The following is a 12,767-nucleotide window of genomic DNA, read 5'->3' as shown; positions in this document are numbered from 1 at the left end:
ATAGGGAGTGATCAGCGATGAAATTATTTGTTTATGGAACGCTTCGAAAAGGAGGAGCTAACCATACATTTCTAGATAAAGCAATCTTACTCAAAGAAAATTGTTGGGTTTATGGTGAGCTCCATGACACGAAAAAGGGCTATCCTATTTTAAAAGACCACCAAAATGCAATTGTTTGGGGAGAAGTATATGAAGTAAATCAAGAGCTGCTGAACCATGTTGATGTACTAGAAGGTTATTCGCATACAGGAAGTGACAATGAGTATATAAGAGTGATTCGACAGATTTATACAGAAGGTTATACGTTACATGCTTTTGTTTATATTGCAGGAAAGACTTTTCATAATTGTGATCAATTAATTAAAAGTGGCAATTGGTTTGATGTTAAACCAATGTAAAAACTAAGAAAAAGAGAGACTTTATAGGTCTGTCTTTTTCTTTTTATTTAAAACTAATCTACATATTCGCATAGATCATAGGGAAGGTTTATGGTAAGGGATTATTTAAAAGGAGGGTTGTTTAATGAGTCGGAGAAAGAAAGGATTTAAATTCAAACAGTTCTTTGAGCCTCAACCTCACGATGAGAACAAAGCCACTCCGGGCATTAAAGAACCCATAACGAAGAAAGCCCTTTTGAAACGTTTAGACAATATAGACGACCTTGTGATGAAGGAAGTAAAGGTCGGAGGCTCGTTCGTTACCGTTATTTACTTATCAGCACTCGTTGAATCAACCATACTAAATGACATGGTTTTTAACCCTCTTAATCAAGCTACTTCTGAAAACCCTGACGAGATATTTAAAAATTACACATCCCTTAATGACGATGAGCTTCCAAAGCTCATCCATGATATATGTAGTGGATATACTTGTTTAATGTTTGAAGGTTCTATCATTGAAATTAATACATTCAGTGCATCTGACAGATCCATTACTACACCTGAGAATGAAACAACGGTTATGGGTCCGCAAGATGCTTTTGTTGAGAGTGTAGAAACTAATTTATCATTAATTAAAAAACGGATTCGTTCACCACAATTGAAATCAAAATCAATGTTGCTTGGAACGGAAACGAAGAACAATATTATCGTTTTGTATATGGATAACATTGCAAACCAGGAAAATGTCGACCGAATTTTAAGAAGACTCGAAAATGTTGAGTACGAAGGCTTTATTGGCCTACCAGTCCTAAAACAAATGCTAGAGGACAAACCCTTTTCACCATTTCCACAATTTGGCCTAACGGTACGGAGTGATAATGTCGTTGGTTCATTGTTGAATGGAAAAATAATTGTCATGATGAATGGTAGTCCCGAAGCTGCGATTTTACCAGCTTCATTTTTAGAAATGTTTCTTTCTCCAGAGGATTATTATAATCGATGGACTACAGCGACTTTACTTAGGACATTAAGGTTAGCTGGCTTTTTTATTTCAATCCTGCTAACTTCAACATATGTGTCAGTTTTAACTTTCCATCCCGAAATGCTCCCACCACAATTGTTACGTATATTAGCAGAATCTAGAGCTCAGGTTCCATTTCCGCCTGTTTTAGAAGCTCTAATTATTGAAATGGTTATCGAAGTACTAAGAGAAGCGGGTGCAAGAATGCCGACTAAGATTGGTCAAACCATTGGTATTGTTGGTGGGATTGTCATTGGAACAGCGGCTGTTGAAGCGGGACTCGCTAGTAATATTTTAATTGTATTAGTTGCGGTAACAGCTTTGTTGTCGTTTATCCCACCGAGTTACTTAATGAGTAATGCAATACGCTTTGTTCGTTACTTTTATATTATTGCAGCAGGTGCAATTGGAATGTATGGTCAGATGATTGTGTTTGCTTGGATGTTTAATCATCTACTTAATATGACATCACTTGGCACACCATACTTCTCGCCAGTGATACCGAGGAAGCCAACCGATATCTTGAATTCTATTATACGTGTTCCGGTAAAATTCTTTGTCGCACGAGCGGGTATTTCAAGAGCGAAAAAAGATTTGGTCCGTCCTTTAGATGAGGAGTAATGAAAATGGATAAAGGGAATTTCAAGAAATTAAATAAATATCATGTTATTTTTCTTGCGCAAAATACGATGATTGGTATTGGATTGTTTTCTTTACCGAGCGACATTAGCGATGCTGGTTATAATTTATGGCTCGTTCCCATTTTTCTTGGGATATTAGCAAATGCTACGTTAATTCCGATAATAATGCTTTGTAAAAAATTCCCCAATGATCATCTTTTTAAAATTTCAGAAAAAGTGTTAGGGAAAGTTGTTGGAAAAGGATTAAATGTTATTTTCTTTGTTTACGCGCTGTTAGCATGCTGTAGTGTAAGTCGGAGTTATGTCCGTGTCTTACAAACTATTACATTGCCGGAGTATACAATAGCAGTCCCATCTATCCTGCTTTACTTTGTCATGTATTGCATTGCACATGGTGGTGTTAAATCACTAGCTAGATTTTGTATTTTTTCTTTCTTTGTTACAGGTTGGCTCGTCTATTTTATAAGATGGCCTTTTCAAATGGGCAACTGGTATAATGCCATTCCAACATTTGAGATTAGCATGTACGGGTGGTTACAAGCATTATTTCATGGTTCTATGTCGATGTTCGGTTATGGATTAATCTTGTTTTATTACCCTTATATCCAAGATCAGAAAAAAGCATTTGTTCACACTTCAATTGGTATCTGGATCGCCGTTTCTTATTATGTCGCTGTTTCATTAGGAAGTGTCGTCTATTTTTCTCCGTGGCAATTAGATCAGTTGTTGTTTCCTGTTTTAAATTTGTTACAAGCCGTGCAATTAGAGTTTGTCGAAAGGATAGAAACATTTGGAACAACATTATGGGTTTTTCTCATTTTGTCGACAACCGCTGTTTATTTGTGGGTTGCGAAGAAAGGCTTAGATGCACTTTTTTCTCATCACCAAAACCGGACTTGGCATTTAATCATCGTCGCTTTTATTTCGTGGTTTCTCTTTGCTGGACCAATCCCATATGATATCCAAGATATTATATTTGATGATTGGGGTGTGTTTTACGGTTATGGTTTAATCCTTGTCCCCATTTTGTTATTAATTGCGAATAAGATCAAGCATAGAAAGCAAAAACAGCAAACAGAGGAGGCTGCATCTTCATGAAGCAAATGTTTTTCATTCTGACTCTTCTAGTTTGTATGAGTGGTTGTAACAATCCACATATCGATAGACCTGTTATTGAGGATTTAGGAATGATAGGAGTAATGGGATTTGACTACATAGACGAAGAAAATACTAGAGTTTCTGTTACCATCCCCCAGCCTAATAAATCAGCACAGGAAGCCATTCAACATTTTCAGACAGACGTAAGATTGCCGCATCAGTCATTAATGGATATTTCAACCTTAACAGATAAAACGTTATCCCCAGCTCAATTACGTGTGATTTTATTTAGTGAAGAATATGCAAGAAACATTGGCATTTGGAAAATAGTAGAAAATTTATATCGTGACCCTCATATAGGTGCAAACATCTTTATTGCTGTTGTCAAAGGAAGTGTGGAAGAACTCCTCAATGCCGAATACAAAGACAAGCCTGAACTAAACATATATTTAACTGAGTTATTAACACCGAGAACGTTAACGGCGTTTAGCCCATTTACAACGATTCGAGATTTTGTATTTCGTAATACCGATGAAGTGTCTGATCCTTCCGTTCCATATTTAGAAAGGATTGATGAACAATCAATTAAAATTACGAAGGTCGCTTTATTTAAAAATGATAAAATGGTTGCTTTATTAGATCCTGAGCAGGCAAAACTAGTTGAAGCGATGAAAAAGAGAAAAAAATTACCAGATATAGCTGTTATGATTCCTCCGCCTGTTCGTTCCAATAGGCAAGAGGATGAAATGGTCATATTAAAGTTTGTAGATACTAAGTATCACACAAAGGTGAACGGGAATTTAAAGAAGCCAACCATTTATATCTATTTATACATTAGAGGAAGTGTTGTTGATTATGATGGGGTTAGAAATCTAGAAGAAAATGAACAGAGAAAAGAGATTGAGCTAGCAATTGAATCACAACTAGAAGAAAAAGTTTTGTCAACTGTTAATCATTTTCAAGAACTTTCCATTGATCCAGTAGGTTTTGGAGATCCATTTCGAATTCGAAATGCAAAAGGATGGACGAAGGAAATGTGGAATCAAGCTTTTAAGCAAGCGGAAATCTCTACACATGTAGAAACTAGAATTATTTCAACTGGCGCAATCAAATAATTGTGAAGAAAACAAGCCATAGATAATGTATGACTCCCATAAGGTAGACGGATAGTGAAAGATCTGGCTACCTTATGGGAGTTTTTTGTTTAAGAGAAAATGTTTTCGAAAACACAAAATGATTAGTTGATTTTGCTAAATCTACATAATTTAACTCAGAGTGGCAATTCTAGAAATAACCTACTTATGTGGCTGAAGGTGATAATAGTGGTTACGGTTATTTATTTAACAATTCTAGTTTCAATGCTGTTTTCAATGGCTATATTTGATGCGATCATTTTTGAAAAGTTCATTATAGAAAGTATAAAGGAAGTATATCCATTCGAGTTAGGAACACGTCGAACGATTGTTACAGTGTGGGCAGTAATAGGCCTGTTTGCCGCAGTAATAACAGATTATCAAAGCTACAAGAAAAAGCAAAATCTAAAGACACGACCGACAGAGAAGTGAGGCCGTTATGAAAGCGAATGGGAACGAAAAAATTTCACTATGGCAATTATATATATTGATTACCATTTTCTCAATTGGGACAGCCGTAGTTGTTGGGGCGGGGGAAGAGGCGCGTCAAGATTTATGGATCGCTGAGCTGATTGCAGCATCTGTTGGAGTGATGATTGTATACAGTTACTATTATTTAATTACGAAAGCAGATCAGCGAAACTTATATGATATGCTTACCTACACTCTAGGAAAAGTCATTGGCAATATGATCTGTATACTTTATGCTCTTTATTTCTTGTATATTGCCTCAAGAAATATTCGTGATTTCGGAGAGCTTATGAAGGTGACCATTCTTCCTGTTACACCTGTTGAAGTGATTTCAATTGTCATGATGTTTCCGGTACTTTATACCGTGTATTTAGGACTTGAAGTATTGGCAAGAGTTACAGAAATTATTTCCCCCTATATAATTGGAATATTAATTGTGGTAGGGGTTTTATTATTTTTCAGTGGTGAGCTACAATTTTCCCATTTACTCCCAATACTGGGGGACGGGTTTCGACCAGTTTTAAATGCGTTGTTCCCAACCTTAATTACGTTTCCTTACGGAGAGGTTATTGTATTTACTGTCATTATGACCGCTGTAACTCGTTTTACTTATACAGGGAAAGTTGGGATTGCGGCGATCGCAACAAGTGGAATTTTAATTACTTTTTCTAATGTTATTCAAGTTGCTACACTTGGTGTTGATCTGAAAGTGAGAACGTTATTCCCTTTAATGACTGCAGCAAGAGAAATTATGTTAATGCAATTTATTGATAGAGTCGACATATTAGTTGTCTTTATTTTAATGTGTGGTGTTTACATTAAGGTGAGTGTGTTCTTTTATGCTGGTTTAAAAGGGATTGAATATGTTTTTAAAATACCGTACCAGAAATTTATTTTTCCTGTTATCAGCTTGATTCCTTTTTTTGCTGTCCTTAGTTCCAACAATATTGTTGAACATTTTGAAGAAGGTTTGCAAATTGTGCCATACATTCTTCACCTTCCCATGCAATTTGGTATTCCGCTTCTTTTATTTGTCATTATTTTAATGAAAAAAAGAAAAAAGAATCAATCTATGTCTGGAGGGGTTGAAACGTGAAAAAGGTATTTAAACAGATTATTTCTTCCATGAAGATTGATGAAGTAAATAACCAAACCACTCCGGATGATTTAATTGAAGACCAAGAAGGAAAGAAGAACATTTCGCCTTCATTAAACAAAAATGAAGAAGAATTTAATGCAGTTTTCGATAAAACCTTTGACTTCAAAATAGAAAAAGTTTTGGTTGGAAATTCAGAAGGGCTTATTCTTTATTTATCCACTATGGTCGATGCTCAAGCTATAAAAGAAGCAATTAGGCCTGCTTTAGTTGTAGCGCATAAGAAACAAGAGACCATTTCTAGTTCTTCTGATCTTAAATTATTCCAGAAAGAGTATCTTCCAAGTCAGAATGTCGTCGATGTTTCGTATAATCATGAAGTGGTATGGTATATCTTATCTGGATATACCGTTCTACTAGTTGGTGGTCTATCAGACGGGCTTGCCATTATGACAACGACGACAGACAAACGATCTATTGATCAATCACAAACACAAACAATAATAAGAGGACCCCAAGATAGTTTTACAGAAGTCAAAACGACTAATGTTAGTTTGCTTAGACGAAGAATTAAGAATCCACACCTGAAAAGTGAAAACTTTATCGTTGGCAAAGATACTCAAACGTCAATCTGTATGGTCTATCTAGATGATGTTGCAAATGATTCCATTGTAAATGAGGTAAGGAAAAGGATTGAAAACATTTCTACAAATGCCGTTTTTGATTCAGGTAATGTTGAAGAGTATTTAGTTGATAAAGTTATTACGCCATTTCCGATGATTTATCATACGGATCGGCCAGATGCGATTGCTGCAGACATAGTTGAAGGGAAAGTAGCTATTGTCGTTGATGGAAGTCCTTTTGTCCTTTCTACACCGGTTGTCTTTACAGATTTCTTTCAAGTGAGTGAGGACTATTATCAAGGCTTTATGATGGCTTCCATGCTCAGAATGTTAAGGTACCTTGCTTTTTTAATAGCTTTGCTTTTACCATCTATGTATATTGGTTTAACGACTTTTCATCACGAATTAATTCCAACTGGTTTAATAGTATCGATTCAAGCGCAAAGGGAAGGTGTCCCGTTTCCAGCAGTTGTAGAATTGCTTTTGATGGAAATCACTTTTGAAATACTACGAGAAGCCGGAGTTAGAATGCCTAGAGTTGTTGGACAAACTGTTTCAATTGTTGGTGCGCTAGTAATTGGACAAGCTGCCGTAGAAGCTGGAGTTGTATCTCATGTGCTTATTATCGTTGTAGCATTAACGGCAATGGCTGGCTTTGTTTCACCGATCTATTCCTTTGCAAACGCCACGAGATTATTAAGATTCGCACTCATTTTAATAACAGCTGCACTTGGTCTTCTAGGGACGTTAATTGGTTTTTTATTAATCATCACTCATCTATGTAATTTAAAATCTTATGGTGTTCCATATTTGGCTCCAATGGGCCCATTAATAATGGAAGATCAAAAAGATGTTTTTGTAAGATTACCTATGCAAGTCATGCAACAAAGACCTAATTATCTTTCAGCTAAAGCAGATCAAAAGGAAGATCAAAAACAGCCACTTCCTTCTTTATCAAAGGAGGAAGGTTCATGAGAAGAGTAACGTTGATTCCTATTTCTCTAATCATACTCCTTTGTCTTTCTGGTTGCTGGGATCGAAAGGAAATTAACGAAGTAACTTTAGTGACAGGTCTAGCGCTAGAAGCGGGTGAAGGAGATACATTTAGTCTAACAATTGAAGGTATTAATGCAAGTGAATTAGACCCGTCAATGTCAGAAGGCTTGACACCAAGTATCACATATGAATTAAAAGGATTAACTATGGCAGAGTTATTAACTAAGATGAATATGGGGATTACAAGGGAATTGAATTTCTCACATGCTCGTACGTTGATTGTAGATGAACAAGTAGCTAAACAAGGATTGTCCAAGTTTCTGCAATTCCTAGAGAAAAGTGGTCAATTTCGAAATGATTTTCAAATAATTGTCGCAAGAGGGGTATCTGCATCGGATGTCATTACGACAACATATCCAATTCAAAAGGTTCCTTCTTTAAAGATCTATGAACAAATTACAACGATTGAAGAAAATTGGGGAGGCTATCCGCAAACTGCCTTGCCTGATTTTATCTTTTCGTTAACGGCAGTCGGAAAAGAACCAGTTGCAGCAGCGGTAACGGTTACTGGAAATCCAGATAAAGGAAGTAATATTGAAAATAATAAAGAGTTAGACTTACGTGCTTTAATTGAATTTGATGGTATGGCTCTTTTTGAGGATGACCAATTGAAAGGTTTTTTATCTGTTGAAGAAACGAGAAATTATATGTGGATTCAAGATATTGACCAAACGACTACGTCAGCACGTTGTGGAGAAGATGGTTTTTTTGCAATGGAAATTTTTAATTCTCATACAAAGATAGACACGGAATTTGTGGACCTCGTTCCTAAGATAAACGTTCAGATTGTTGTAGAAGGCGATATTCATGATAATCAATGTCCTGACTCATTAGACGACATAAAAACTTATGAGAAGTATCAAAAGTTGATGAAAGAACATCTCGAAACAAAGCTAGAAACTACAATAGCGGTTGTTCAAGAAGACTATGGAATCGATATTTTTGGTTTTGGAGAACAATTAAGAAAGCAGCATTATCAGCAGTTTAAGAAACATATTAAAGATTGGAATGAAGAATTTAAACGCGCCGATATTTCTGTAAAAGCTAGTGTTTATTTAAGAAGAGATGGAATGAGAACGAAAAGCTTTATAGAGCAGTTAGACTAGAAAAGTAAAGTTTCTTATAAGAATGGAATTGAAAGGAAACGCACCTGCTACAAGGATTAGCAGGTGCTAAATCAATTTACGGATTAGTAGACCATAACCCTGCCGATTTCACAAAGATTCGTGGATGTAGTTTTAATTGCGCAACCATGTACTCAGCTAGATCTTCTGGTTGCATAACTTTTTCTGGATTACCATCAGTTAAGTTTTCTTTAAAAGCTAATTCAGTAGCAACTGTACTCGGAGTTAAAGCAGTAACACGAATATTATGCTTTCGTACTTCGAGGGCGAGAGATTCCGTCAAGCCTAATAAGCCAAATTTAGATGCACTATATGCACTTGTAACGGGTGCGCCCTTTTGACCGGCTGTTGAAGAAATATTAATAATGTCGCCACCATTCTTTTCGATTAACTGTGGAAGTACAGTGCGAGTAACATAGTAAACTCCCATTAGATTTATATCAATCATTTTCTTCCACTCAGTTGGGTCTAACTCCAAAAAAGAGCCAAACTTACCTGTTCCTGCATTATTAATCAATATATCGGCTGGACCAAGTTCAGAAGTCAAGTGTTGTACAGCATTCTCAACTTGTTCTAAGGAAGAAACATCAGCGCTAGCGTAAGCCGCTTTTCCTCCTGCTCTTTCAATTTGTTTGGCTACTTCAATTAAGTCTTCTTCCGTTCTAGCCAATAGCCCCACTTGTACACCTTCTTGAGCTAAAGCAATGGCTGTTGCTCTCCCGATTCCTTTACCTGCACCAGTCACATATGCGACTTTTCCAGTTAATGATTGTGTCATATTCATAACTCCTTTCGTTATGTAAGATAGCCTCGATTTTACATAGTAACAAATATAAAGTCAAAAAATTAGTCTTCAAACAATTTACGACAGCTTTTTTACGGACAAGCAAGTATACTGTAAAAAAATACACATTTTATTAAAATGTTTATTGACACACAAAAGAAGTAGGTTTTTTGGTACTATAGTAAATGGAGAAAATCTAACAGTGCTCTCAGTTTACTATGACATCTTAAGAAAGTAAGGGGTTTTTGAATTGTTGAAACGTACATATGAAAGACAAAATGAGTTGAAAAAGGCAATGGAGGATAGTGGAATTGAATTGAAGCAATTTATGGCGATCGGATTGGAAAAAGTAAACGTTAAGTCTAAGAAAAAGAGAATTAGACAAAAGGCTTTAAAGAAAGCTCTAAGTCAAAAAGAGGTAGTAAAAGACATCTTATTAACCGTTGAAGGAGATCAAGGAGAGAAGAAGCAGGCTTCAGAGAAGGAAAACATTGTACCAAGGAACGATGATGTTACAGTCCGCGGACTTCCAGTTACTTTCTTATTAAAATTAGGAAAAAAGTTTCTCAAGGAAGAAGATGTAGTAAGATTTTACTATAATGCAGATAAAGATGAGTTTTATAAAAATAAACAACTATTAGAAGATGTAGTTGAGAATCAATCGAAGAAATTAGAACATAGTCAATTCGCTGCGTTTCAAGTAGAGGTAAAGGCAGAATTAGAAAAAAGAGCAAAGAAGTAAGTGATTTTACAGAGCGACTTAAAGGTTAAGGACAAACCTTTAAGTCGCTTTTTTAAAAAGAAATATCAATTTCAAATGTTTTCCTTAAGCTATTAAGAGGAAGGAATTTCTTGTAATCCTTAAAAGTTCTATTTACAATAATTACATATTCGTATTTCTTAGGAGTGAAAGTTATGACAATGAATATTGATGTTACGTATACTAAAAGTTTAAAACCTAAACCAATTGCTGACAACATTGCATTTGGAAAACATTTTTCTGATCATATGGCTGTAATTGATTATTCTGAGGAAAAAGGTTGGTATGACCCAAGAATTGTACCTTATGAGCCAATTACTTTAGATCCAGCGGCCATGATTTTTCATTATGGACAAACTGTATTTGAAGGATTAAAAGCATATCGAACAGAAGATGACCGGATCCTTTTATTTAGACCTGAGAAAAATTTCAGAAGATTAAATCTGTCAAGTGATAGAATAAGCATTCCGACGATTGATGAAGAATTTGCTTTGTCATGTTTGAAAAAATTGCTTGAAATTGAAAAGGATTGGATCCCAACGGCTGAAGGAAATTCCTTATACATTAGACCATTTATATTTTCGACTGAACCAAACTTAAGCCTTGCACCATCAAAGACTTATCAATTTATGATTATTTTGTCGCCAGTAGGGTCTTATTATAAAGAGGGAATTCAACCTGTAGGGATTCACGTTGAAGATGAATATACGAGAGCCGTTCGAGGAGGAACAGGAACAGCTAAAACAGCTGGAAATTATGCGGCAGCATATAAAGCACAGGAAAAGGCAACACAAGAAGGATATTCTCAAGTGCTTTGGCTTGATGGAGTTGAAAAGAAATACATAGAAGAAGTAGGAAGTATGAATGTATTCTTTAAAATAAATGGAGAGGTAATTACTCCTGAATTAAGTGGCAGTATATTAGAAGGCATTACAAGAATGTCCATTATAGAAATGTTAAAAGATTGGGGTGTTCCGGTTATAGAAAGAAGAATCTCTTTAGAGGAACTATATGATGCTTATGATAAAGGACAGGTAGAAGAGGCTTTTGGAACAGGAACGGCTGCTGTCATCTCTCCTGTTGGTGAATTAAATTGGGACGGTCGAAAAATGATCATTAACAATAAACAAATTGGGGAATTATCGCAGAAGTTATACGATACACTAACAGGTATTCAAACAGGCAAAGTAGCTGACCCATATGATTGGACTGTCGAAGTAAAATAATAATGTTACATGGTGACTCCCAAAGTTTATTGGGAGTCTCTTTTCTTTATAAATAATGTATTTTTTCTCATTTTTTTCACAACCTAAAATAGTTCATAAACTCAGAAGGGGTGACAGAAATGGATACTAATTTAGCCTTTTTAAGGGAATCATTATCGAATCATCTAGAAAACCATCAAATTTGTCAGCGCATTTACAATAAACTCGAAAATAACCAATATATGAATGAAGATGAGTTTGTCCGCGATCTTGAAGACAATGAAGCAACGATTTTGAATTTAATTTTGCAATATGAATTAGATTATGCTAAAAATGAGCAAGATGAAGAGCGGGTGAAGCAACTAAACGGAATTTATGAACTTCTCATTTGATTAAAAAACTCATACAGTTCTAGCCACAGAGGATGACTCTTTAAGGTTGTCCTCTTTCAATATGTATTATAAAATGAAATTGCAATTTCTTAGCAACAGTTTTTGGAAAATTTCCTTATAATCGAGTATAATAGATTTTGAGATGTCTAAACTGTTGTGAAAGGGAAGGTCGTCTATGAATATCTCATTTTTCTTATTGCCTAAAGCTGAAGTCGCTTATTTGGAGCTTGAATCCACGATGAGACAAGCACTTGAGAAAATGGAGTTTCACAAATATTCAGCTGTACCAATCATTGATCGGCACGGTAAATACATAGGAACATTGACCGAAGGCGATTTGCTTTGGCAAATAAAGAACACACATTCCTTCTCTCTTGAAATGGCTGAACAAATTCAGCTGAAAGATATTAAGAGAAGAGTGAAGAACATGCCCGTCAAGATCGACTCGAAAATGAAGGGTCTGTTCAAGCTTGCTATTTCTCAAAACTTTGTTCCGGTAGTTGATGATCACGGTATTTTTATCGGGATTATAAGAAGGCGAGAGATTATTGAATATTATGCTAAATCGATTGATAATGGAAACAGTTAATTACACATTCAAATGAAGAGGAGATTTTACTTATGGCTTATTTCGCTGCAATACTTCACATGGAAAATGAACAACTAAATGCTACATATCGTCCGGATCATTTAAATTATTTAAAGCAACTGGAAGAAGAAGGAAAAGTCTTTGCTAAAGGACCGTTTGTTGATGGTGCAGGAGGAATGGTCATTTATAAAGCTAGTTCTTTTGAAGAAGCTAAAGAGTTAGCTGAGAAAGACCCTTATGTAATTCAAGGTGTTAGAACACTAGAGTTGCATGAGTGGGGAATGTAATGTAGGCTACAAAACAATCAAATTGTGACTTGAAAGGGAAAAACCTTTTTGAGTCACATTTTTTGTTTTGACAAATTAAAATGTTTCAATGATAATTATCAATTGAC

Annotated in this window: 14 protein-coding genes; 13 read left to right on the top strand and 1 reads right to left on the bottom strand. The window is 35.5% G+C overall.

Annotated features, from left to right (window positions below):
- Positions 1-17: 17 nt before the first annotated feature.
- The 8 genes from BkAM31D_RS12070 (at position 18) to BkAM31D_RS12035 (ending at position 8,625) form a co-directional block, all read left to right on the top strand.
- Entirely contained in the window at positions 18-398 is a 381-nt protein-coding gene (locus BkAM31D_RS12070) for a gamma-glutamylcyclotransferase family protein (protein WP_066149446.1), read from the top strand.
- 124 nt (positions 399-522) lie between these two features.
- Complete coding sequence (locus BkAM31D_RS12065) at positions 523-2,022, top strand: spore germination protein (RefSeq protein ID WP_084371956.1); 1,500 nt, start codon at positions 523-525, stop codon at positions 2,020-2,022.
- A gap of 5 nt (positions 2,023-2,027) precedes the next feature.
- The gene (locus BkAM31D_RS12060) at positions 2,028-3,140 is read left to right on the top strand and encodes a GerAB/ArcD/ProY family transporter (protein WP_066149442.1); all 1,113 of its coding nucleotides are present in this window, start codon (positions 2,028-2,030) and stop codon (positions 3,138-3,140) included.
- Positions 3,137-4,255 (top strand): Ger(x)C family spore germination protein, encoded by a 1,119-nt coding sequence (locus BkAM31D_RS12055; protein WP_066149440.1) that lies wholly within the window; start codon positions 3,137-3,139, stop codon positions 4,253-4,255. The genes BkAM31D_RS12060 and BkAM31D_RS12055 overlap by 4 nt, the downstream gene beginning before the upstream one ends.
- Before the next feature lie 207 nt (positions 4,256-4,462).
- Positions 4,463-4,705, top strand: a complete 243-nt coding sequence (locus BkAM31D_RS12050) for a hypothetical protein (RefSeq protein ID WP_066149437.1) — start codon at positions 4,463-4,465, stop codon at positions 4,703-4,705.
- Between the two features lie 7 nt (positions 4,706-4,712).
- Positions 4,713-5,840 (top strand): GerAB/ArcD/ProY family transporter, encoded by a 1,128-nt coding sequence (locus BkAM31D_RS12045; protein WP_066149433.1) that lies wholly within the window; start codon positions 4,713-4,715, stop codon positions 5,838-5,840.
- Positions 5,837-7,438 (top strand): spore germination protein, encoded by a 1,602-nt coding sequence (locus BkAM31D_RS12040; RefSeq protein ID WP_066149430.1) that lies wholly within the window; start codon positions 5,837-5,839, stop codon positions 7,436-7,438. The genes BkAM31D_RS12045 and BkAM31D_RS12040 overlap by 4 nt, the downstream gene beginning before the upstream one ends.
- Positions 7,435-8,625, top strand: a complete 1,191-nt coding sequence (locus tag BkAM31D_RS12035; protein WP_066149427.1) for a Ger(x)C family spore germination protein — start codon at positions 7,435-7,437, stop codon at positions 8,623-8,625. Before BkAM31D_RS12040 ends, BkAM31D_RS12035 begins: the two co-directional genes overlap by 4 nt.
- A 76-nt stretch (positions 8,626-8,701) precedes the next feature.
- On the opposite strand, the gene BkAM31D_RS12030 is transcribed toward BkAM31D_RS12035, so the two are convergent.
- A complete protein-coding gene (locus tag BkAM31D_RS12030) occupies positions 8,702-9,421 on the bottom strand; it encodes a 3-ketoacyl-ACP reductase (protein WP_066149424.1) in 720 nt (239 codons plus the stop codon).
- Between the two features lie 256 nt (positions 9,422-9,677).
- Between BkAM31D_RS12030 and BkAM31D_RS12025 the strand changes: the two genes are divergently transcribed.
- The 5 genes from BkAM31D_RS12025 (at position 9,678) to BkAM31D_RS12005 (ending at position 12,660) form a co-directional block, all read left to right on the top strand.
- Positions 9,678-10,169, top strand: coding sequence for a hypothetical protein (locus BkAM31D_RS12025; protein ID WP_066149421.1), 492 nt, complete (start codon positions 9,678-9,680; stop codon positions 10,167-10,169).
- A 179-nt stretch (positions 10,170-10,348) separates the two neighbouring features.
- On the top strand, positions 10,349-11,413 hold the full coding sequence (locus BkAM31D_RS12020; RefSeq protein WP_371807204.1) for a branched-chain amino acid aminotransferase: 1,065 nt from the start codon (positions 10,349-10,351) through the stop codon (positions 11,411-11,413).
- Between the two features lie 119 nt (positions 11,414-11,532).
- Positions 11,533-11,784 carry a sporulation protein gene (locus BkAM31D_RS12015; protein WP_066149415.1) on the top strand — a complete coding sequence of 84 codons (252 nt, stop codon included), beginning with the start codon at positions 11,533-11,535 and terminating at the stop codon, positions 11,782-11,784.
- Between the two features lie 175 nt (positions 11,785-11,959).
- On the top strand, positions 11,960-12,373 hold the full coding sequence (locus BkAM31D_RS12010) for a CBS domain-containing protein (protein WP_066149412.1): 414 nt from the start codon (positions 11,960-11,962) through the stop codon (positions 12,371-12,373).
- A 32-nt stretch (positions 12,374-12,405) separates the two neighbouring features.
- A complete protein-coding gene (locus tag BkAM31D_RS12005; RefSeq protein WP_066149407.1) occupies positions 12,406-12,660 on the top strand; it encodes a YciI family protein in 255 nt (84 codons plus the stop codon).
- The last annotated feature ends 107 nt before the right edge of the window (positions 12,661-12,767 follow it).

Origin of the sequence: Halalkalibacter krulwichiae (assembly GCF_002109385.1) — a bacterium.
Classification (GTDB): domain Bacteria; phylum Bacillota; class Bacilli; order Bacillales; family Bacillaceae_D; genus Halalkalibacter; species Halalkalibacter krulwichiae.
This window is presented reverse-complemented; position numbering and strand designations above follow the sequence as displayed.